Genomic DNA, 23,426 nt, shown 5'->3' with positions numbered 1-23,426 from the left:
CAAATGGGTGGCATAGTAACAGATTACATGGATGGTTTGGTCACAAACCATGAGTAGAGAAAACTAGATGAGAGGGCGATCACACCGAGCTGCATGTTTGGGATTGTGATGCCAACTGGCTGCACACCAGGCTAAACCTCTTACTTCTCACCACTCGAAGTAAAGCTCTATCTGCTCACAGCAAGTGATGAAGATTGCAACTGATGCTGACTATCGCAGTTACCTCTCACGCACCTACGAAGGCCAAGACCAAGCGTATAGCTCAGCGAACCCTGTTGCTCGGCTTACGCAAAAAAATAGATGTGGTATTTATGATGTATATACAACATTTATTATTTCCACCATGATATGTGCATCGTCACTTAGGAGCTCATTCATATGGGAAGAACATCGTTTGTCATCAATCCTGAAAGGCTGAAGGGTCTACGTGTTGAATCAGGCCTGACCCAAGAAATGTTGATGAGTAAGGCTTACAAGATTTTGGGTCGCTCTCCAGAGGCCGCTCCAAAAACCCTCATTGGTCATTATCAACGAGTAGAAAAGAACGGACACACCAGCAAGGCTTTGGCAAATGCTCTAGCTCAAGTGCTTGAAACAACCGTAGAGATATTACAAGGGAAAGACACGCCTGAGTCTTATCACTATATAGATAAATTAGTCAAGCAACTAAAAGCACAGCTGGAACTTGGCAATAACCAAGCACTTAATAATGAGTTTTCTGAGTGGCAAAGCAAATATAATGGTCAATGTCCTGATATGAACAAAGATATCTATGATTTTGCAAGAGATCTTGGCATCCAAATAGAACTGGCTCAATTGATTGGACAACCTGACGAGTTAATAAAACTTCGAGATATTACAGGTTGGAGTAGCGAGCAAATTCTAAATCCTGCAAATGTACATGGTCACTGGTTTATCCGTAAGACTGTAATGGATTCAATAAGTACAAGTTTTGAGTATGGCCTTAGTGAGATTATGTGGGAGGTACGGGATGTCATCAAGAAGGTGGGTCATTACTATACTGAAGATATGCATATCAGCATTAAGCATACATATCCTTGGATACATGTAGATCTTATCCATCCCAGAATTAGTGGCTTCCATAAAACCACTTTCATTTTTTCAAGAACGTTACCTAAGCCTGATGGATTAAAATGGGTATCACCCAGTGAAGCAGATAAATGGATGTTGTCTGAGTTAGACCGAATAGCTTTTGATGAGGCTAATTTCGTCACCTTAAATGATGAAGTTCTGTATCCATCAGACATAAAAAATCTGAGACTGAAAGTAATTGAAATAACGGACAATGCTAAGAGCAGAACTGCATATTCCGGAGGTTGGTTTACTGACCAAGAAGATTCGGTATTTAACAGGTTTATAGTTAGTGGTAGATCTCACGCCTGGATAGTTAATAAGCTTACTAGTGGTCTAGCAGAGGGATTGCGTACTCATCTTCATCAACTACCTGAGGTCTCATGGAAGGTCAGTCCGAATAATGGAACAATTAATTTAACCTACGACACGTGGAGATTATCTCCGGAAAAACGTAGAAAACTTGGCTTTTACAATCTAAGTTACACTATTTCGTTAGTTGAACTAATGCCTGATGGTAGCTATCGAGCTGCACCGTGGTCTAAAAAAGGCATAGAAGATGCAGCTAATAATATAACAAGACAATTACAGTGGGTATGGGCATCAGAAGATTTTGCTTCTGATGATGAGCGGATAATCCTTCACTTTCAGTGATATAACAAAACTTGAAGAAACAGTTATAGATTTAACTAATGCATCCTCGCCGGAGGAGTCATGAGATATTCAACTTCTAAAGAAATAGATGTTATTGTGCGGAAGTATATCAAACGAAAATGGAGATACAAACGAGGTAAAAAACATGGCCTGTTATACCCTCCAAACTGTGGTTTATTTATCGTAGTACCTGGCTCTCCTAGTGATAGCCTTGCAGGGTGCATTTTTAATCAAGAGATAAGGCGACTAGAAAGGCGTGTTTGTTATAGCTATAGCTAAGCTATTTTATAGAGAAACCAAGCAAACCATATTTGAAGCCGAAGCCAGCGCAGGATCCCGTCATCAAAGGATTGCACACCTGACATTGTTCGACCTCAAGAGCACGCCACATAGCGTACAAGCTCTATGGGCTCTATGGGCTCTATGGGCTCTATGGGACAGCAACAATCACGTCCCATGCTGCTGCGTATGGCGACAAGCGGGAGAGTTCGGCGTATCAACGTTCAGCACCATCCTTGACGATACAGAAAACCAGAAATTTCTACGTTAGTAGGTTTACGAAAGCACATACGCATGCCAATATTTTCTTGTGAAGATGTTAGTGTTGCTGACTAATCGCCGCACTATGGTTTATATCAATATAATAGAGAGGTGAAATTGCCATGAAAAGGATTCTTCTAATACTCATCTCTTTTATTATATCTGTCGATGTAACTGCAAAAGAGACCATACATTGGGCTCAGTATGACATTCCTCCATTTTATATAAAAGATGGCAGCTATTCAGGTAGAGGTGTGGTTGATGTTACTGACGCAATGATAAGAGCTGAATTACCTCAGTATAACCATGTAATAATATGGGCGAATATTGCCAGAATTAAACAGATGATGCAGCAAGGGAAAAAAGTTGTCTGTGGCAACATGCTAAAAACGCCTGAAAGAGAGAAGTATCAAACATTTTCTACTTTTCATAAAACACTATCAACTGCACCACATGTAATCATACCATCCAGTGAGCTTAACACTTATAAGCAGTATATAATTGATGGAGACGGTGTTGATTTGCTTCGGTTGATTCAATCGAAGGATAAACTTGGCTATTTCATAGCATCTCGTTCTTATGGAAGTAAATTTGACCTCGCAATTAAAGATAAAACAAATAAGAGAGTTAACTACTCGCTCAATGCTCCGATGGGTAATGTCCTGGATATGCTATTAAAAGATGTAAATGGTTTTACCGTTGCATACCCAGAGGAAATTATCTATTACACAGAAAGTAAGTTTGGGTATGGCTCATCAACAGTATCTGATTTAAATAAAAAGGCTTATCTAGGGAAGTTCAAAGTTCTTCCGATAGCTGGACAGCCAAAAGAAATATCAACTTATGTTGCCGCACCGAAAACCGAGTGGGGTGATAAAGTCATATCTGATATCAATGAAGCACTATCAAAACTAAAATCAAATCCAGCATATATTAACGAGAACTATATGTGGCGTAACTTACCTAACCATGATATGCGTTAGGTATATAGTGATTCTATCCATTGAATACATATACCCTAACGCTATCTAAGTTCATATACCAGCTATCGCAACCTAACCTAGATACACCTTGTTACATCAATGTTGCTTATTTATTTCTTATGCTTTTGTGAGATAAAATATCAACTCTAATGTGAAAGACTCGGCAGAATATCCAATAGGTAGCGGCGTTGTTCTAATGGTGTGTTGCTTGTCCAAAAATCGAAAATCACATGAGCTAGCAATGGCATTAAGAGAAGTAAAACACACAACATTGCAAGCAAAGTTTTTGCTGAAACCTTTTTATTCGCAGTACCAAAATGAATCGCATTAGCTTGTTTTGGGCATGCAGAGATACAAGTTAAACAGTTTGTACACTCAATATTTCTGACTGATATAAGTTCATGAACCTGTATCCTTGATGGACATGCTCTACTGCATTTATCACAATCGTATCCCTTGCTTCGTAAACAGCTGCTGGAAGACCTGCGAATACGTAATGGTGTCAGAAGTCCCAGCAAGGAAAGCCATCCACCATAAGGGCATAGGTATCTACAGAAACCTTGCTTGAAAATCATCGTGACACTTAATACCCAGACAACAAAAATACCTGATATGGAGTTCAAGTTGAAAAAGAAGGCTCCCATTTTCATGTCAGCAGCTTGGTGATACTGACTCATCAAGTACCCTGGCAGTGCAATATTTGGAACAGCAAGAATAACTATGAACATCAGAAATGATAGAACTAGAAATTTCTGAGACTTGAGCAGTAGGTCTAACCATTTTGGCGGAGTCCACTCACCAGGTAGCAGCAAATTTCGAAAATGATGCAGCCATTCACCGACAACCCCAAGAGGGCAAAACCATGAGCAGAAGGCACGACCTAAAATGAGTCCAGATAAGGAAATAACCAAGACTGTGATTGTTGCCGCTGGGTGGTGGTAATCAGTAATGCCCAAACTCAACAACGCTCGCAAGCCAAGACCGCCCGCTATAGGTAGAAAGCCATCTACGATATCAGGTCTAGACAGCCAAGGTAGCTCACCCTGGTGGAGTTGAAAAATATAAACGCCATACTGTATTGTTACAAATCCCCACGATATAACTAAGAAATATCTAACTAAACTACGAAGTTGTTGATCACTTGAATCATAAAATGCGGATATTAATTTATATCTATAAAGCATACCAATAGCGACAGCAAACACGATTAAACTACTTAGTGGTGGCTTGGCTGCTACCGTCAACCATACAGCAGCGGTTAGCATCATGAACAGCTGCCAAGACCAGCCTGAACGCTCATGCCACTGGAACAACAACAGATACACCAAGCCACTCAGCATGGTTATGGTTTCAATCCCACTCATCTAGCCAACCCCCATCGCAAAAACAGCCAATCATAAACAACATTACAGTTGTTCATTTTGATCTGGATGGGCAGTTGGCCTGGTTTGTGGCGATGACAAGATTGTAATTTATTCTCTTGTCTTAATGAGTGGGGTGTCTGAGCTTACGTTTTCAGCCCAAAAATGGATATTGAATCTAGCATCTTCAGACAGTTCAACCCTGTGCCAATACTGAGGTGGGCTGGTTGCAAACTCTCCGGCTCGGATTACAAGCGTAATTTCAGGTATCTCTGCTGTTTCATCAGCAAAACCGTAATATGTTACAGTCCCCTCCATTACACATAACTGACCGAATACTCCAGCAGCTGTATTGTGATGGGTTAGTAGAGCATGTGGTACGTTTTCATTTGTAAAAAATGGGGTAGAGCGGCGAACAACCCAATGAGTGGGTATAATATGCAGTAGCGACATGCTTTATCCTCAATAGCCTATAAAATTAAGTAAGGCTGAGCATATGCTCAGCCAGCAATTACTTATCTAGAAAGAAGGCGTAGAAGTGGGAATGCAGCTCCCATCTGGTCTCCACCTACGACAAAGCCGCACATTTCACCATCCTCGCTGCGAGCTTCTGCGACCATTCCATTTTTATTCCACTTAAACTGCCATGAAAGGTCTGCACCTTTGGTTCTACCAGCTAACTGCAAAGGATATTGAAGTGTTTTTACCTTCACTAGCATTGGAGGAAGCGTTAATGGTGTTGGCTTACCAATCAGAGTTTTAGATAATGCATTGGCACCGAGAACAATTGGCTGCAAAAAGGGTCGCAATTCACCTTTCCACTCAACGCAATCACCAAGAGCATAAATGTGCTCACTCGATGTTCTCAGGTAATCATCTACTACAATTCCGCGTTTAACAGCCAGTCCTGCATTCATCGCTAAGGATAGATTCGGTTGTAGACCTATAGCTGAAATGACAAGATCCTGTTCATTGAAACTGCTGTCAGTGAGCTCTATCGTAAAGGATTCGTTGGCATCTCTTCTTTGTATCGACTTGATACCTCGACCAAGTTTAAGGTCAACCCCCTGCTCCCGTAAGGCTTGCAGTAACGGTTGACTCAATGAGGCTGGCATTAATGTACTTAGTGGGCTGTCCGCCAGATCTACAAGCGTCACAATTCGGTCTTGACCCACCATATCCATAGCCAACTCACAGCCGATCAAACCTGCTCCGAGTACCATAATGCGTTTTGCATTCTTAATTAATTGTTCGGCATTGGCATAATCATTTTGGCTATTGAGGGTAACCATTTGATCTGAGTTTGGTATGGAAGGCCGTATAGAACTGGCCCCAGTTGCCAGCACTAGCTGGCCATAATAAAAATCGCCATGATCTGTGTGTACCATTTTGTTATTCGGACTAATGCTATGCACAATCGTATTAGGTGACAGAATGATACGTTGCTGTTCAGCAAATTGAGCCCCCGTCAACTTTGTCATTGCGCTGGCGGTGTAACCACGACTGACCACATGACTCAAGTCCGGTTTGTTATATTCATTGCCATTATCAGCGGTAATAAGACGGATCGGTCTTTCACCATCTAATTTACGCAAGCTTTTTACCAACTGCTGAGCGGCAAAGCCGCTACCGATGATGACTATATCCTGGCTGGAACCAGCATAATGCTCATTTAATGCGCTCATACACATGCCTCCACTGCGCATGGTTCGAATACCTCCTTGCCGATGCCGCAGCCAGGGCAAAGGAAACTCTCCGGTACAAGGCTCCAGGGAGTGCCAACCGCAACCAATTGATCCGGTTCACCTAAGGCGGGGTCATAAACCCACTGGCAGACTGTGCAAAGCATTGCTTGCTCATCGTCTACTCCGGCTACAACTGACTGGGTGGTCTCCTCTACAGGGGAGATATCAACAGTGAATGGCACTTGATGGGCTGCTTTTTCTGGGCGAGGCACCTCAATAGGATGTAACGCCCATTGACGAGCGAGCTGGCGTCCATGCTCTCGGCACTCTGCCAGTGCAGAACCATCTGGTCGCCATTTGGCTTTCAGAGAAATGCTGATATCAAAGCCTGCATCCATCAATCGGGTCTGGATACGATCTACTGCACCACCAGTCCAGCCGTAACTGCCGAATGCAGAAGCACGCTTGTTTCTAAAGCGCAGGCCAGTTATCTCCTCCAGCATGCCTGCCACCTTAGGCATCATGACGTTGTTCATTGTGGATGAGCCCACGAGTATTCCCTTGGAGCGGAACACTTGTGTCAGGATCTCGTTCTTATCGTGGCGGGCTACGTTGTAGATCTTGACTGCGACCCCAGGGTCAACTTCGTGAATACCCTGTGCGATGGCATCGGCCATCATACGGGTGTTGTTTGACATCGAGTCATAGAACAGGGTGATACGATCTTCTTGGTAGTGGTCTGCCCACTCCAGATACTTGAGAATAATTTGGGTCGGATCCTCACGCCAGACAATACCGTGGGAGGTTGCCACCATGCTTACTGGCAGGTTGAATCCAAGCACCTCTTTGATTTTAGCTGTCACAAGTGGGCTGAATGGGGTGAGGATATTTGCGTAGTACCGTTGGCACTGCTCCATCAATTCGGTTTGATCTACTTCGTCATTGAACAGATGCTCATCACAATAGTGTTGACCGAAGGCATCGTTAGAAAACAACACTGCGTCCTCAGTCATGTAGGTCATCATGCTATCGGGCCAGTGCAGCATAGGTGTTTCAATGAACACCAGCTGCTTGCCATTACCGATGTCGAGACTGTCGCCTGTTTTGACTGGGTGGAAGTTCCATTCAGGATGATGATGGTGTCCCGTGATTGAGTCGATAGCGTTGTGAGTGCAGTAAATCGGAGTGCCTGGGATACGAGCCATCAATTCGGTCAGTGCCCCTGCGTGATCTTCCTCAGCATGGTTGATCACCACATAATCGATAAGGTTAAGGTCGATCTCTGCTGCAAGGTTTTGAACGAACTCTCGGCTGAACTTATGATCGACTGTATCAATCAGCACGTTCTTCCCTTCACGGATGAGATAGCTGTTGTAGCTCGTCCCCTTGTTTGTCTTGTACTCAGTACCATGAAAATCTCGAACTTCCCAGTCCCGTTGGCCGACCCAGTGAATGTTGTTTTTGACATGAATGGTCATCTGGCAATTCCTCAGTATGTAATAGTTGGTATTTCTTGATATCAACTATTGCAGCTAACATGCCAACCCATAACTTATTGTTTTTATGAGATTTAATTTATTGATTTGTTAAAATGACATAGCATTGATATTGTTTAAATGACAGCATTAATGTCATTTGGACACTAACGATGATTTCGACAGACAGTTTGGCTCGTATTGCTATAGACATACAGCTGGGGATTTCACATCAAGACAGATTCCACCGCCTTATCCAGAGTATTCGCAGCCTACTGAACTCAGATGCGTCAGCCTTGCTACGGTACGAAGGAGGCCAGTTCATCCCGCTCGCCATCGATGGCTTAATGCAGGACGTATTAGGACGCCGTTTCGCCATCAAGGAGCACCCACGCATGGAGGCAATTGCTCGTGCTGGTGACGTAGTACGCTTTCCGGCAGATAGTAACTTGCCAGACCCCTATGATGGCTTGATCCCTGATCATGCAGAATTTAAGGTGCATGCTTGTGTTGGTTTACCTTTGTTCTCCGATCAAGTCTTGATTGGTGCATTGACCATAGATGGAATGAATCCTGCCCAGTTTGATGACATTAGCGATGAAGAGTTGCGTTTAGTTGGTGCACTAGCGGCAGCGGCGTTAAGTAACTCATTACTACTAGAGCGTTTAGCTCGCCAGAGCAGTGAGCCATTAATACCTTCAACACCAACAGGTGCAGATAGATTCGAGATAATCGGGCATTCTCGGGCGATGCAGCAGCTAAAGCATGAAGTAGATATAGTTGCTAATACTGATTTAAACGTCCTAATTTTGGGCGAAACGGGTGTAGGTAAGGAGTTAATAGCAAAAGCTGTACATCTTGGCTCGCCACGGGCAGATCGCAAATTGGTATATCTCAATTGCGCAGCTCTACCGGAATCCGTAGCAGAGAGTGAACTATTTGGACATGTGAAGGGAGCGTTTACAGGCGCTATTCATAACCGTGCGGGTAAATTTGAACTAGCGGATAAGGGCACATTGTTCCTGGATGAAATTGGTGAATTATCCTTATCATTGCAGGCAAAATTGCTACGTGTCATTCAATATGGAGACTTGCAGCGGATTGGTGATGACACTCCACTAAAAGTCAATGTACGTGTGCTTGCTGCAACGAATCGAGACTTGAAGAAAGCGGTCATCGATGGCGAGTTTCGAGCAGACCTCTATCATCGCCTGAGTGTTTTCCCTATACATGTACCAGCCTTGAGAGACAGAGAGGATGATATCTCCTTGCTGGCTGGTTACTTTTGCGAGTGCTGTCGAGTGAGTATGGGGTTAGAGCAACTGCGGATCCAACCTCAAGCACTGCATCTTTTGAAGGGCTATGACTGGCCTGGTAATGTGCGCGAACTGGAGCATGCCATTCATCGTGGTGCCGTATTGGCTAGAGCAGAGCAACGAAGTCCGGTTCTGACGCTTGCAACCCATCATTTCAGTATAGCTATACCACCAATGCCTCAATCTGGCATAAGTCCTACCGAAAATATGGATGACTTCGCTAGTAACCAAATGGGTTTGAGAGCATCAACTGATGCATTTCAGTCTGCGTTAATTAAAAAGGTACTAGCAGATCATAATGATAATTGGGCTGCAACAGCACGAGCCTTAGACATTGATTGTGGTAACTTACATCGTCTAGCCAAACGACTGGGGTTAAAATGATAAAGATACATAGCTATGGGCCATTATAGAGTTGCATCCTGAATATTGGTTAACGTGTTGATTTATAGTGTTTTTTTGTGCACGTATGGTGTAATGTGACGCTAGCATGGTATTGAGAATGTAGTTATGGATAACAAAGTTTCAATCGAAGAAATGCAAGCATTAAAAGTATTGCTTGTAGATGACCACGCTATATTGCGGGCAGGAGTCAAAGCTACACTCTCAACAGATCACCTTATGAAGGTGATTGCAGAGGCTGGCAATGGTAAAGAAGGATTAGATCTGGCAGTAGAATATGAACCAGATTTAATATTGCTTGACCTTCAAATGCCAGTGCTTAATGGATTAGAAACGCTGAAGAGAATCAGAGCAAAGAAAATAAAAAGCAAGGTCGTTATCTTCACCGAGTCAGATTTGGAAATTGATGTTGTAGAAGCGTTTAGGTTCGGAGCAAATGGATATCTTTTAAAAGATATTGAACCGCTTGATTTAATCGGCTGCATTAAGAGTATATGTGCAGATGCATCAGTTGAAAGCCCTCAGCCAAAAAATAAACTCATGTTAAGTTTATCATCAGAAATAAATGTTGGCATTATCGAATCATTAAGCCATAGGGAAATTGATGTAGTAAAGCTTCTTGCTGAGGGCCACTCGAATAAAGTTATATCCAAACTTTTATTCATATCACCAGGGACTGTAAAAATACATGTGAAAAATATTTTAAGAAAACTTAATCTAAAATCAAGAGTCGCCGTCACTATATGGGCGCACAACAGAACTATTAAGTAGATTTAATAATCTGAATGAGCACAGATAAAAAAGTTCATGTTGCTCTTATCATTGTAACTCATTAATCTCCTGCTGAGAACACATAATTAATTTACCCATGGCTAGCATCTAATTTATCCATCTTGCTTGCAACGATACATTTCGTCATCTGCTAATCGAAGTAACATGTTTAGATCTGGTGGAGTCGTGGGATTATAGCTCACTATACCTACTGAGCAAGATAGGGTGTAGGCTTTACCGCTGTGTAAGTTGAATTCATCAAATGAGATATTTATCCTACTACGCATATATTGTAAATACTCATAGTTTGTCTCAGGAACTAAAACTACATATTCATCACCACCTAATCTTGCACAAATATCAGAGTTTCTAAAAACCATATTTATTAGTCTGGCAGCTTGGCACAATGCATCATCTCCCACATCATGACCAAAGCGATCGTTTATCGATTTAAAATTATTCAAATCGATAAACAATAATGAAAGACTTCTCTTTGTTCTAAATGCATGCTGCAAATATTTCTCAGCTAAAAGAATAAACCCTCGTCTATTAGTGATCCCAGTAAGTTCATCTATTGTAGCCATTTGTACAGCACGTAACTCGCTCTCAACTGTAGATGCTAAGTCAGTAAATAAACGTCTCTCTTTGTCACCAAAAACCCTTGGCTTCCGATCTATAATGCACAAGGAACCAATGTGCAGTCCATTCGTTATGACTAATGAGTGTCCAGCATAGAAGCGAATATATGGCTCCCCAATAACCATCGGATTCTCAGCATATAGGGGATCTTGAGTTGTATCCTCTATAACAAGCATGCTCTTTGTGAGAAACCCTTTTTTACAAAAGGAGATATTCGGAAGTGGTTCATGCATGTTTAAACCATAACAAGGTTTAGCCCATCCATGCTCATTATCTTCAAAGGATATTAGGGCAATAGGCACGTCAAAAATATTACGAGCCATCCTTGTTATACGAATGAAACGTTCCTCTGTAGGGGAATCAAGTGCTTGAAGACGGCGTAACGCATCTAGGCGTAGAAAGTCGGGATCTGAGGTTTCATGAAGAGGTTGCATCCTTGCTTCCTTTTTTCATATCGGTTTTAAACGCAAATAGTATGGCATTCTTTGAGATGCAACAGAATGGAATGTAGCATTACATATGACGGATTTTAGTTGTAGTGTGATCGTTAACACATTAGCTTCTCGCATGGGATTCAACTCGACAGGAGACCAAGCCAGCATCACATCATGAGCGGCCTCAATGGAAGCCTTGCGGCTAAGGGGAGACCATGGAGGATGATATTACAATGCGCGGCAAAAAATATTTCTAGTTAATCATGGTAGCAATATTTATCTTTCAACTGTTCAATCTTATTTTCCACTTTCATCATGTTTAGCGTAGAGGCTAATCTTTGTGCTAGCGTAAAATGCCTATTATTAAGATAGGCATAGCCTTCTAATTTATCTACAACGCCAGCCGAATGTACTTTTTCGTATTCTGGTGAGCTTTCAAGTAGGTCTTTTTTGTTTTTATCAAATACAAGGGTTTGCTCAATAAATATATCTGTACGCCCTTTTATCAGTTTTTTCAATCCCTGTTCTGTCGTATTCACATCAGTAAGTAAAGATGGTTTAATCAACTTTGAGAGAACCTCTCCTGCGCGCTTAGAACCTCTTCTAAACTCAATCTTTAAACCATCTTTGTTTAAGTCATCCCAAGAATTAAATTCTAACTTTTTATCATATACATATGCCTCGATAGTCACATAAAAATGTGACTCGTTCACTCTAATCATATTTTTTGTTTGTTGCTGATATTCTAATGGTCGATGTATCTCTCCATCGACACTTCCATTCTCAGCCAGAATTGGGGCTCGTCCACCAGGAACGCCACGATAAATTAGTTTATATCCTAGTCTGGAGAATGCCTCGCTGTAAATATTATGAAGCCAACATCCATACCTTGATTTGAAGGTGTCATCTGAACTCACCAAAACTATAGTGTTTTCAACAGCACTTACACCTAGCGAGAATATAATGAAAAAAATATAAAATATGTTTTTTATAAGGTTTTGTGAAAACATATAGATCTCACATTGACATATCATACGCTCAATATAGCTCAAAATTAAACTTTCTTCATTTTTAAATGAAAAATATATGATGACTACTGGATTGCTTTGTAATATTTACATATTTAACTTTAAAGATTACTCGCACGCCCTGTATCTAGAGTTACAACGCCGAACGACATAGAATGAATCGATGCCTATTATGAACGCAGCCCTTTGCATACATACATCTCCTCATCTGCTTGCCGGAGTAGTTGATCTAAATCAGGTGGAATACTAGCATCGTAAATAACAATTCCTAAGGAGCATGACAACTGGTATGGCTTACCACTATGACTATTGAAGTCATCTATTGCATGATTCAGCCGCTCTTTAATTCTCTGACAATGTTCACTACCAGTGCCAGGTAAAAGGACAACGAATTCATCCCCACCAAGGCGAGCGAATATATCAGCATCGCGGAATACTCGGCATAACAACTCGGCCATATGTCGCAACGCGTCATCGCCAATGTCATGACCAAACTTATCGTTAATTAGTTTGAAGTGATTTAGATCTAAAAAAAGTAAGGCCGCTGGGTGTTTTACACGAAATGCATATTTCAAACTTTTTTCGGCGAGCAGCATGAATCCTCTACGGTTAGTTATCCCCGTCAATTCATCTATGGTTGCTCTCTGAACGGCTTGTAACTCACTCTCAACCATGGATGCCAAATCAGCTAACAGCGCTTGGTCTCGTGGGCTAAAACCCCTGGGTTTAGAGTCTATGATGCACAATGTACCCAGCTTCAAACCGTTCCCAACTTCTAGTGGATGGCCTGCATAGAAGCGAATGTGTGGTTCCCCCGTGACTAAGGGGTTGTCAGAAAATCGTGGATCTTGGGCCGCGTCTTCAACTACAAACAGTTCTTCACCGAGAATTGCATGACCACAAAAAGAAATGTCTCGCGGTGTCTCCAATACCGGCAACCCACAACATGACTTGAACCACTGTCTGTTTTCATCCACCAATGAAACCAATGCGATGGGCACATCAAACATGTTGCGAGCCATCCTGGTAATCCGGTCAAAACGCTCCTCTGCGGGGCTATCAAGTATCGCTAAACGGCGCAATGCGTCTAAGCGAAGCCGTTCGTTATCCGGTACTACAGGGCTTTGCATCAACATCTCCTTGTTGTGTGGGCACTGTACGCTGCCAACATATACTGTGCATCTGTAGATCTGATGTACTGACAGTATATTACAGTAGGTAGACCTATGATTTCGAGCCATCTCATCTTTGATGACAGGAGCAGTGTTTGCACTCTTGGTAGCGTGGTTGTCGCTCGCTCGACAAACAAGAGCTCGCCTAGAATCCCCCTAGTTTTATTCGACCATCCTAGCAAAAAGCCATTCCGCAGTTAACTTGTTTGTCATTAATGAACTAACCTCATATCATCAAGTCTCCCAGTTTTTGCATCTGGATGTTTCACGATGGTCAGAGTCATTTTTCAAGCCAAGGTACATACCTCCGTTGACTCAGGCGGGTGGGTCGAAGTCCCACATTTATGCTTGCAACACTGCGTTATAGAGGACTTTAAGGCTCACCCTCGCTGGAGAAGATCCATCTCATCTTTAGAGCTGGATGAGATTCTCGAACAGCACACCACTAGGTTGTTTGGGGAGGCCAGGCGATTAGATCTGAACACTGTGCCTGAAGGTGTCTCTGTAGATGTGTTCGGGGCTTTGGCTATTGTTACTATAAATTTGATGCAGTGTGACACATACCATTGAAAATATAATATATTCAGACACTTATGGCTTTAAAGCTCAGGCCATCGTCTTCATCGTAGACAAACCTTAACGTTCAGATTGTATGAACGGTAGTAAGTAGTTATCGAGCAAGTAGTCCTGAGGGGGCTCGTTCAGGTTCGAGGAGGGTGATCACAATGATGGGCTCATTTAAAGCTTTCTGGTATGGTTAGCCCAGCAGATTTTTTCAGACAGGATGTCTGTGTAATGAGTGATAAAACCCAGTGGAAAACATGGTCATTGATTTCCCGCATGCGTCTTGGGTTAGTTCTGCTTTTCGTCCCCATATTAATTCTCGGGGCCATTTATTACTATCATATGACCGTCACTCTGCAACGTGATTTACAGCAACAGTTAGTATCCAAGAATGATCAACTTCATAATGTTTTGATTAAGCCATATCTTGATATCCTCACAACACAGTTTGAGCTTATCTATCGCAAGGTTGATTATAAAGACTTTATAAATAATAAGATCACGCATCAATCTGAATACTTACACGACTGGCGGCGTTATCAGGAAACTGCTGGGCTACAATACATCTATGTTGGCACAGAGCATCGACAATTGCTTGTTCATCCTGAATGGCAACCAGACTCAAATTTTAACCCACGCATAAGGCCATGGTATCAACTTGCCGTTAAAAATAAAGGCAAGATGGTTTGGACTGAACCATATTACGACTACATTTACGGAACGCTATCCCTCTCATTAGCTAAAACAATTGAAGACCCGACAGGGAAGTTAGTTGGTGTCTTTTCAATTGATACATTACTTCAACCTATATCAAAGTGGCTTAATTATAAGCAAGATGCTGGGTATCAGATGTTGGTGAATGGGGCTGGTAAGATGCTAGTTCATCCTGATAAAGAACTAATGTTTACTCCCATGAAAGATATGACCTGGCTTTCAAAGTTCACAAAAGAAAAAGGCGTATTCCATGATAAAGAATCTGGGATGTTTGTGGCATATAACAAAGTCGATGGTCAAGACTGGATCTTGGTTAGTGTTGTTCCAGAATCTACATTACAAGGTGTCATTGAGAGTGTGTCGCTTAATGTTCAAGGTGTCATCGCGCTAACATGCATCCTTTATTTGTTACTCGCATTGTCATGGTCTCGTTATTTTCAACGCATGCTCAATGAGCTATACAATGTTATAAGGTCAAGTCGTAACAATTCATTAAAATCACCTAAGAATAGAATGGTTGAGTTATCACATGTGTATGACGAAGTGGCAAAATCGACACATGAATTATCAGAAGCTCGCTTACAGGCTAATGTTGACCAACTGACAGGTTTATACAACCGTAGATTTTTTGACATAAAGCTTTCTCAGCTATTAAAAAAGCAAGAGCCATTTTATTTAGCACTGTTAGATTTAGATGACTTTAAAAAAGTGAACGATACGTTCGGACACCAAACTGGTGACTCTGTATTAAAAAGAGTAGCGAAACTTGGAAATTCAATTTTTTATGAGCATGGCTGGTTCTGTCGATATGGTGGAGAAGAATTAGCTGTATTGTTTGAAGTGGGCTCTGGGAACTTGGCGATATCTTTACTGGAGGCATTAAGGCATGGTGTTGAGCATCTGGACTGGCGTGAAGATGCTCTTCGAGTAACACTCAGTGGTGGGGTTGCTGTTAGTAAAAAAGATATTAGTGCAAAAGAGCTTATAAATGCAGCTGACATTCAGGTTTACAACGCTAAACGCGATGGTAAGAATCGAATTTACGAGTGCATATCAATAACCACTGTTCATGACACCAAGTAGCGTGAATCCCGTATGATTGATATATGTGCAAGAATTAAATTGAAGTTTTACTATTCAGTGCCTTAGGCACTAATTTAACCAGTTATTGTAAGGGTATCTCCTTCGATAGAATTCGTTGTTAGATTGTTATGACATTCAATTATGAGTGTTTGTTGATGAAATAATAGCCGTGGGTGTACAAAACTGGTTTATCTTCGCTGCGTAGCAGCGGAATAATGGTGAGCTGCTTAAATTTCATTGAAGCTCTCATAATTAGTAAATGGACAGTTTTCCGAATTTTTCAAGTGGGGTAAATGAAATAAATTTCAAAAAATGATGGGGTTGATTGTTTTTTAAGCATTCCGTGGGGATTCGCCTATCAGAACCCTCGATTTAGTTGCACACCCCATGCTGAATCCGTCCCACCAAATTCACAACAGCCTGAACCCCCATCGGTGTATTCAGCAATGTGGCTGGAGCCACGCCACCGAGGCCCCAGGCTGGTCTGTTTAGCCATGATAACGCCTTGGCAGTATCGTTCTTGTTGAGGGATAGTGCCGCATTGAGGGCCTGTACAACGCCGTATACCCTGGCACCCTGAGAGATTGATAGGGGAGCCCCAATCCTCAGCTTGCGAGCAACAGTGTGGCGGCTAATGCCTGCTAAGCGGCATATCAAACCTATGTCTGCACTCATCAATTCAGCCAGTCGATGAATGATGCCAGGAGCAACGCCAGCCACGATCCATAGATGTGCTCCTAGTGGGTCACGAGGAATACCAAGACCTTCTAGGAGACGGTTCGGAGTAACTGCGTCACTACTAGGATGATAGGTTGCATAGGGCATCATGTAGCACTCCTCATTGTACAAACACGACCTCTCATGAGCTATCCTACCCCAAACTGTCGTTTTGAGTGGAAAATTAACAACCAAATGCCCCTGCATTGAGGAGGGCTGATGACCGAGTTGGTCTGTACTGAACCAGGTTTAGGCATTGAGCTGGGGACTACTTTTCAGGTTCTATCGGAGAACGGCTCTGAATGGGAAATCCTGTTGGGGAATGAATACCGCAGGATCAACAAACGCAGCGGGCGCGTTACAGGTTGGAAAACACCTCCAAAATTTGAGTGCAAAGGCATCCAAAAATAACATATCAAATAAGTGCTCAATGCTGGTTATGCCAGTAATAATGTTGACTAGCGGCTTCACCTTTCATAGAATCAAGGCACAGGGAGATTCGCTACCCTAAGTGCGAAGTTGAAACAAGGGAGAGTCGCTACCCTGAGTGCGAAGTTGAAAAAATGCTGAAACCCTGCCTCGTTGCGGGGTTTTTTGCTTTCTGGAGACATGGATGTGTAGTGGCCTAGTCATCCAAGACTTCCTCTTAAGTTAAGAGGGGCGAAGTGTCTGGATCCTCAAGGGGCAAATCTAAAATTTCTTATCATCGACTCATTCTGTGAGCCAATGATATTGTCCTATCGGCTCATTTCGTGAGCCGAACAAGATCCTTCATCGGCTCATCTGGTGAGGTGGTCTCAACGCTCACTACCACTTGGATTTAATTTTTAGCTACATATTTTCATAGCAGATTGGAGCTAGGCCAATAAGTAGATCCAAACGCAATTTAGCTCAGGATTTTTAAATGATGCTTTTTCGAATCATCTTGGTGCCAAAAACAGTGGAGCTGATGCTGGGATTGAGAGATAATTTTCCTGATATAAAAATGTGATACATGAGGATAAAAATGAACGATTTTTTGAAAATACTGATGAATATTCGTAGTCTGCGAGCTGCATTGCGCGAGCTCTCTTTCGAGCAGCTGGTCGAAATCAGAGAAAAATTCGAAGAGATTTTTGCTGAGCGTGAGCAGCAAGAGAGCAAATTGAGAGAAGAGTCCGCTGAACGCCTGCAAAAACTGGCTGAGTTTACCGAGCTGCTGAAACAAGCGGGCATAGATCCGAGTGAGCTTGTTGGCACTGCCGCTCCGGCGAAATCCGAGGGTTCAGTCAAAGCCAAACGCGCTCCCCGTCCTGCAAAATACAAGTACACCGAAGGCGGTCAGGAGAAGACATGGACTGGCCAGGGGCGCATGCCTAAGGCCATTGCGGAAGCTGTGGCGAGTGGTCGAGCATTGGAAGAGTTTTTGATCTAGTGCAGAGAGCCCATGCCTATGTGGCATGGGCTCAATGTAGAAGTGATTATGTTATCCTAATAGTGTGCTTTACAAGTAAGAAGGTTAATTCACTGCATCATCAATAAAGCCAACAGGCAGTCCATCTGCTCTTTCTGAGCTGAAATGTGCAACAACAAAATTCGATATTTTATCTAAGATATGATCAGGAACATCATTATCTACAAGTATGAATTGACATACTCGATCCTTCAGAAAATAATCATTCGATAGATTTATAATATACTCATAGATATTTTTATATTTTTCAGGATCTGATACAGCCTCTCTCACATCATCCTCTTCTGACGTGCCATCTATGTTTGATTTTCCTTTCTGAGTTTTTCCTAAATATTTACCAACGGTGTCGATCATTAAAAATGAAGGGTAACTCATATCTGAGTTAAGCGCTTCTTTCATCAGTGAACATAAATAACCAATACCAACTATAGTACGTAGGCCACCCGAGGTTATGTTCGAATACTCGATATTACGAACTTTCGGTAAATACTTTCCTTTGGTATAACCAATACCTGTCGGGTTTTTAATTTTCACATAGAGCAAATATTCTTTTAAGTGATCTGACAAGGTGGAAAAGACATCCTCCATTGATGGGGCTGAGGCCTTCAAAATATCTAGCTTATCATTTAGCTCCTTTAAACTTAACTCTAGTGATTCTATCGTGGTTGTCAGTAAATTATGTTGATTTCTAATTTTTAATCGGTTAACAAGCTCTTTCCTGTGCTGTTTGAGCTCTCCTAGCTTGGATACAAAAGTATCTCTCTCGGCTAGATATGGTGTTGATAGTTCTATTGTCTGCTTATCAAGTAGCACCCTAGCTTCGATTTCAGCCTCTGATAAATCTTTAAGCTTAGCTTGATCCATTTCCCATTGGCGTTTGGCTTCACCTATTATTAATTCAGAGTTTTTAACTCGGCGGTTAAGTGCATTTATTTCATAATTTATTTTATCTATAGAAACCATATCAAAGCGTTGTGCTGCAAAACCAACGTTAAGATTATTATCACATATCGGGCATAAGGTGATTCCTTCTGGTATATCACCAATCGATTTTCTTGCAGATACAGATGCCCTGAACTTTGCAATATCAATTAGATAGTCATTTTTAAGTCTAGTGAACCGCTCCACTTTAGTTTGGTTCTCTTGTTGCCTTTGTATGAGAGATCTTTTATCCAATGTGATCTGAGTTATAGTTGAATGAAGTGCTCGATAGAGATCATTGTCAGATGTTAATCTAGTATTGAGATTAAGGATCTGCCTCTCAATTTCTAGAATTTTTTGATCTACATTATCAACCAGAGAGTCCAGAGTTGACATGCTCCCAAAATCAGATTCTCGCAAGAACTCTGAGACCGATTTAAACTTCCTATCTAATTCATTTCTCCGTAGTGTTCGAGTCGAAATATTTTGCTGAACATCTGAAATCTGGCTATCCAGAGCATTAAATATATATTTGAACACCTCGGCATTTTTAGTTTGGAGTGCATAGTTTTCAGGTTGTAAAAATATTTTACTTCCTAAGTCATCTTGATCTACATAACAGAACTTGAATAAATCACGAAAGCTAAGGCGTGCTAACTTCGAATCATCTTTTGTTGGAGATTCCTTTATTTTTACATTGTTGTAGCCAAGAGCAGTGAAAAGAAACTCAGAATAGAATTCCATATCATTATACTGACTGCTTGAACTAAAACTTGGGTTATATTTTCTCGCAGCATATTGCTCAATCAGATCAACGGCGCATGGATAGACCTCTATTGGTATTAATGCATCAAAAAGATCTCTTTTTATAGTATATCTTTGCGAGTTTAAAGTTACATCGAGTAGGCAATAGCGACCTGATGATTCAATCTCAGGATATAAAGAGAAAGTCTTCGCTCCCAAAAGGTAGTCTATTAAGTTTAGTATGCTTGATTTACCCGTCGCTGAGTCACCATATATAATATTTACTCCTTCGTGAAAATTTACAGAGTAATTTTTTTGCACACCGATGACAACTAATTGATTTATGAGTATGCTGCTAGCCATTATAAATAGTCCCGTTTTAAAATGCTTTGTAGAGCAGAGTTGAATTCTGTATCACTGATGCTTATAACGCGAGTAAGTTTCTCACAGAATAGTTTAATTTCAATGAAATGCTCTTCTTTCAATTCATCGAAAACATTTATTCCTTTGGTCGTCAAAGTATAAAAAAATCCTTTGCTTTCTTTATATGTGACATCAATAAGTTTCTTGGAAATCAAGACGGCTAAAAGCGATTTTAGTAATGAGCGATCAAACAATGGTTCTAAGTTTGGTGATATAGATGAAATAGAAAAAGAGTCAATTTCTGACAATCTAATATTGCCTTTACCTGTTTTATTTAAAAATAAGTTCAATACAACGGGGTTTTTTACAAGAAAATAAAAAGCATGAAGCTTTTCATTATTAAGTTTGAGAGTGTTCCTGCTTGTCTTAGAGAGAGTACCAATGATTATTATCATAATGCCTATGTTAACATAGGCATCATCATCAGCGTTCATGAATAGAAGAGACATTATGCTGACTCCTTTTTATTTAGGTCTCGTTCTTGTGACCACCAAATATCAGAGTCTGGCCTATTTGCAAGTTGATGAAGCATACCTTTTTTATGATATGACTGTAGAGTTGGAATCATACTTTTAAGTAAAGCTGAATCTTGCTCTGTTATCTTTGTGTGAACTTGTGATAATAAAATACCTGGATTTATGGCAGGATCTGCTAGGTATCTATCATAACTATCTTTATATAACTGACGAATATTGTCATACAACTTTTCAAATTGTTTTCTATCGTGTGATGACTTAAACAATCTAGTGGCATACTCGGCATTGAAAAATAGTTCTATCGCATGATCTTTTGTTGCATTCGCGATATTGGCAATAATTAATTTAATGACAAACATTTCATCATTAAAGTCTTCAGTAAATAATGGTTTTTGATATCCAACTTCTTCTAGAGTCATATATCTATGTGCCTCTTCAATAAACTGCACAACAGCGAGATACACGATGGAAGAAGTTGTCTCGGGTTTTGAAATGGAGTTATGATCCTCAGTGACAGGTATTATGTCTTTTTCAATTTTATCTATTGCTACTGCACTGTATTTTGTCACGATAGAATCATAACTACCATAGAAGTACTTCGTCGCTGGCTTATATTCTAGATCAACCCATCTCTGATTGAGAGTGTTGATAAACGAATTCACTGGATTAAGATTGTCTATTTGTAAGTTACTACTAATTAAACCACCAAAAACAGACAGCTCTGCACCTTGATGTGGCACCGCTAAAGAAATAAATAACTTTATTTTAGTGTGACCTACTTCTCTTATCTCATTAGAAATAAGAGACTTTGTGATTAATCCTCCCATGCTATGAGCTATAACATATATGTTCTCATATTGAGATAACGTAATCCTTAAATGGCTGCTTAGCGTTTTAGCTAGTTCGTCTATATCTAAGTTTTTTTCTTTTCGGTGTGTTGTGTTGTTTAAAATTGATTTAAACCATCGAAATTTTTCAGTTGTTTTAGCAAATAAATCCAACAAAGTACTGAAATAGCTATATGAAGCCACATCAAAATGTTGCCCAACATACGGGTTTTCTAATAACATTTGTGGAAATAAAAAACCGTTTTTATTCTGCCATGTGTTATTTACATCGCCTGTAAAGCCATGGACAAATAGAATTAAATTTTTATTGTGAACATTGGTTTTATAAAAAATAAAATTGTTATCCATGTTAAATGCCTTTTCCATAAACTAAAGTTACTGCTGTTAAAATAAATTTGCTCCAGAGGTAATCACAGCGAGCTTATAGTCAGACTCTCATCATTAACATACATATGCAAGAGTTCACACAGACAACCATATGATTTGTATCAATAATGTGGTAAAACTTGTGTTGCATCGCATTTTTAGATGACCAATCCTACACTCTGTAGAGACCATACGGATGGTGTATAGAGATTTGTTGGATGCTGGAGCTTAGATGCCGTGGACGTTCATTTAGAAATGATACATTACTTTTTGAATGTTAAGCTTTATGCAGAGTAAATCGAAAGGGAACATTAAGAAATGAGTAGAACGTTAGAAGAAATTTTAAAGTCTGAGTCATCGACTGTTGTCCACAAAGCTCGAAAAATGGCAGATGAGCAATTAATTAAAATTCAGCTTTGTAGACTGCTTTCTCATCTGGACATGGATGCTGTTTTTGAAATAGACACCGATATAGTAAATGGTTTATTAGCTATTAAGCAGTTAGTTGAAAGCTGTGATGGTCGTTTGAATTTATTTGTCCATATGCCTGACGGCACTCATCATGGCGTAAAAATTTAATTTATGAACTTCATCAGTTCGTAAATCGAAGCTTTAATTCACCAGATGAAATCAACTCTTCCAGGGATAGTCCGAACAAGTTAACAGATAGAGTCTTTTCAGACTCCCACAGTGGAGCCAATATCGCCCCAACGGATCTGATAGCGTGTATTGCGTCCGCCACCAGGTAATTTCTCAATGCACCCCCTATCCACCAGTTGCGCAAGATGGCGTGTAGCGGTCGCTTTGCTGACTCTTGCCACTTTTTGATACTGGCTTGCATTGATGCCATTTTCAAAACCTTCTTTGCCGCCATCCAATAAACGGTTAACAACCTTAGTTTGCTCTGGACTCAGACCGTCATGACAGTGCCGAAACCAAAAATGAGCCTTGGCAAGAGAACGAGCAATAACCTGTAATGCCAGCTCTATGGAGTAATCCAGTGTGTCGAGGAACCAACAAATCCAGGAGGTAATATCCAGCGTGCCCTTCTGTGTTGACTCCAGTGCCCGATAGTAGTCAGCCCGCCATTCTAGAATAGCGACTGACATGGCATACAAACGGATGCCCTGGCTGTCAGCCTGTGACAGCGCGAGGTCGGTCAATGCCCGCGTGAGCCGCCCATTGCCATCATCAACGGGATGAAGGGTCACAAACCAAAAATGGCTAATTGCCGCACGAAGAAGCGGATCCATCGTTGGATCATGTCGAGTCTGGTTAAACCAGAGGGTGTACTCGGTCAGTTGATCGTCCAGAGTTGCTCTGGGCGGTGCCTCAAAATGCACGGTAGGGCGATCAACACTCCCAGAGACAACCAGCATCGGCTCATCTCCTCGCAACTGCCCTACGTTCACTGGCTGCACCGACCATTCGTTGGCGGGGAACAGCCAACGATGCCATTGGTAAAGTCGTTCAATTGTCAGTGGTTGTTCATGGTTGTCGATGGCATCCAGCATCATGGCCGCGAGCCCCTCTGAGCGATCTGACACGGGATAGGACGGAGTTTC

General features: G+C 41.3%; 20 protein-coding genes. 8 read left to right on the top strand and 12 right to left on the bottom strand.

The genetic code is table 11. From position 1 onward, the window contains the following. The first annotated feature begins 378 nt into the window (after positions 1-378). Together G5179_RS08370 and G5179_RS08365 are read left to right on the top strand one after the other, a co-directional pair. The gene (locus G5179_RS08370; protein ID WP_150389426.1) at positions 379-1,746 is read left to right on the top strand and encodes a hypothetical protein; all 1,368 of its coding nucleotides are present in this window, start codon (positions 379-381) and stop codon (positions 1,744-1,746) included. A gap of 662 nt (positions 1,747-2,408) precedes the next feature. Next, positions 2,409-3,269 (top strand): TIGR02285 family protein, encoded by an 861-nt coding sequence (locus G5179_RS08365; protein WP_150389427.1) that lies wholly within the window; start codon positions 2,409-2,411, stop codon positions 3,267-3,269. Between the two features lie 146 nt (positions 3,270-3,415). On the opposite strand, the gene G5179_RS08360 is transcribed toward G5179_RS08365, so the two are convergent. The 4 genes from G5179_RS08360 to norV all read right to left on the bottom strand — a co-directional run bounded on the left by G5179_RS08360 (position 3,416) and on the right by norV (position 7,793). Next, positions 3,416-4,633 carry a 4Fe-4S binding protein gene (locus tag G5179_RS08360; RefSeq protein WP_150389428.1) on the bottom strand — a complete coding sequence of 406 codons (1,218 nt, stop codon included), beginning with the start codon at positions 4,631-4,633 and terminating at the stop codon, positions 3,416-3,418. 108 nt (positions 4,634-4,741) lie between these two features. Further along, a complete protein-coding gene (locus tag G5179_RS08355; protein WP_150389429.1) occupies positions 4,742-5,083 on the bottom strand; it encodes a DUF1971 domain-containing protein in 342 nt (113 codons plus the stop codon). Between the two features lie 62 nt (positions 5,084-5,145). Beyond that, the gene (gene norW, locus G5179_RS08350) at positions 5,146-6,315 is read right to left on the bottom strand and encodes an NADH:flavorubredoxin reductase NorW (protein WP_150389430.1); all 1,170 of its coding nucleotides are present in this window, start codon (positions 6,313-6,315) and stop codon (positions 5,146-5,148) included. Continuing rightward, positions 6,312-7,793, bottom strand: a complete 1,482-nt coding sequence (gene norV / locus G5179_RS08345) for an anaerobic nitric oxide reductase flavorubredoxin (RefSeq protein ID WP_017408675.1) — start codon at positions 7,791-7,793, stop codon at positions 6,312-6,314. Before norV ends, norW begins: the two co-directional genes overlap by 4 nt. Positions 7,794-7,963: 170 nt before the next feature. Between norV and norR the strand changes: the two genes are divergently transcribed. Together norR and G5179_RS08335 are read left to right on the top strand one after the other, a co-directional pair. Beyond that, positions 7,964-9,490, top strand: coding sequence for a nitric oxide reductase transcriptional regulator NorR (gene norR, locus G5179_RS08340; protein WP_058053329.1), 1,527 nt, complete (start codon positions 7,964-7,966; stop codon positions 9,488-9,490). Positions 9,491-9,616: 126 nt separating this feature from the next. After that, the gene (locus G5179_RS08335) at positions 9,617-10,279 is read left to right on the top strand and encodes a response regulator (protein ID WP_150389431.1); all 663 of its coding nucleotides are present in this window, start codon (positions 9,617-9,619) and stop codon (positions 10,277-10,279) included. Between the two features lie 113 nt (positions 10,280-10,392). Here G5179_RS08335 and G5179_RS08330 read toward each other — a convergent pair whose 3' ends face one another. From G5179_RS08330 to G5179_RS08320, 3 genes are all read right to left on the bottom strand, one after another. Further along, positions 10,393-11,352, bottom strand: a complete 960-nt coding sequence (locus G5179_RS08330) for a sensor domain-containing diguanylate cyclase (protein WP_081043421.1) — start codon at positions 11,350-11,352, stop codon at positions 10,393-10,395. Between the two features lie 257 nt (positions 11,353-11,609). Beyond that, positions 11,610-12,362: a hypothetical protein gene (locus tag G5179_RS08325; RefSeq protein WP_107683372.1), complete on the bottom strand. Its 753-nt coding sequence runs from the start codon at positions 12,360-12,362 to the stop codon at positions 11,610-11,612. Between the two features lie 188 nt (positions 12,363-12,550). Then, the gene (locus G5179_RS08320; RefSeq protein WP_150389432.1) at positions 12,551-13,510 is read right to left on the bottom strand and encodes a sensor domain-containing diguanylate cyclase; all 960 of its coding nucleotides are present in this window, start codon (positions 13,508-13,510) and stop codon (positions 12,551-12,553) included. Positions 13,511-14,347: 837 nt separating this feature from the next. Here G5179_RS08320 and G5179_RS08315 point away from each other — a divergent pair. Beyond that, complete coding sequence (locus tag G5179_RS08315) at positions 14,348-15,913, top strand: sensor domain-containing diguanylate cyclase (RefSeq protein ID WP_150389433.1); 1,566 nt, start codon at positions 14,348-14,350, stop codon at positions 15,911-15,913. Between the two features lie 372 nt (positions 15,914-16,285). Here G5179_RS08315 and G5179_RS08310 read toward each other — a convergent pair whose 3' ends face one another. Then, positions 16,286-16,738: an antitoxin Xre/MbcA/ParS toxin-binding domain-containing protein gene (locus G5179_RS08310; protein ID WP_223849330.1), complete on the bottom strand. Its 453-nt coding sequence runs from the start codon at positions 16,736-16,738 to the stop codon at positions 16,286-16,288. A gap of 111 nt (positions 16,739-16,849) precedes the next feature. Here G5179_RS08310 and G5179_RS08305 point away from each other — a divergent pair, with 111 nt between their 5' ends. Both G5179_RS08305 and G5179_RS08300 read left to right on the top strand, forming a co-directional pair. After that, positions 16,850-17,041: a hypothetical protein gene (locus G5179_RS08305; protein ID WP_058059819.1), complete on the top strand. Its 192-nt coding sequence runs from the start codon at positions 16,850-16,852 to the stop codon at positions 17,039-17,041. Positions 17,042-17,636: 595 nt separating this feature from the next. Next, positions 17,637-18,044, top strand: coding sequence for an H-NS family nucleoid-associated regulatory protein (locus tag G5179_RS08300; protein WP_150389434.1), 408 nt, complete (start codon positions 17,637-17,639; stop codon positions 18,042-18,044). A gap of 84 nt (positions 18,045-18,128) precedes the next feature. On the opposite strand, the gene G5179_RS08295 is transcribed toward G5179_RS08300, so the two are convergent. From G5179_RS08295 to G5179_RS08285, 3 genes are read right to left on the bottom strand one after another with little or no spacing between them, the layout of a single operon-like run. After that, positions 18,129-20,111, bottom strand: a complete 1,983-nt coding sequence (locus G5179_RS08295) for an exonuclease SbcC (RefSeq protein ID WP_150389435.1) — start codon at positions 20,109-20,111, stop codon at positions 18,129-18,131. After that, entirely contained in the window at positions 20,111-20,620 is a 510-nt protein-coding gene (locus tag G5179_RS08290; RefSeq protein ID WP_150389436.1) for an ABC-three component system middle component 4, read from the bottom strand. The genes G5179_RS08295 and G5179_RS08290 overlap by 1 nt, the downstream gene beginning before the upstream one ends. After that, the gene (locus G5179_RS08285) at positions 20,620-21,843 is read right to left on the bottom strand and encodes an ABC-three component system protein (RefSeq protein WP_190973262.1); all 1,224 of its coding nucleotides are present in this window, start codon (positions 21,841-21,843) and stop codon (positions 20,620-20,622) included. Before G5179_RS08285 ends, G5179_RS08290 begins: the two co-directional genes overlap by 1 nt. A gap of 336 nt (positions 21,844-22,179) precedes the next feature. On the opposite strand from G5179_RS08285, the gene G5179_RS08280 reads away from it, so the two are divergent. Next, a complete protein-coding gene (locus G5179_RS08280; protein WP_150389438.1) occupies positions 22,180-22,440 on the top strand; it encodes a hypothetical protein in 261 nt (86 codons plus the stop codon). Positions 22,441-22,538: 98 nt separating this feature from the next. Here the strand turns inward: G5179_RS08280 and G5179_RS08275 are convergent, their stop codons facing one another. Next, a complete protein-coding gene (locus tag G5179_RS08275; protein ID WP_421258212.1) occupies positions 22,539-23,378 on the bottom strand; it encodes a Fic family protein in 840 nt (279 codons plus the stop codon). Positions 23,379-23,426 lie beyond the last annotated feature (48 nt).

Origin of the sequence: Aeromonas sp. 600886 (genome assembly GCF_049174935.1) — a bacterium.
Classification (GTDB): domain Bacteria; phylum Pseudomonadota; class Gammaproteobacteria; order Enterobacterales; family Aeromonadaceae; genus Aeromonas; species Aeromonas veronii_A.
The sequence above is the reverse complement of the archived record's forward strand: the minus strand, read 5'-3'. Positions and strand labels throughout refer to the sequence as shown.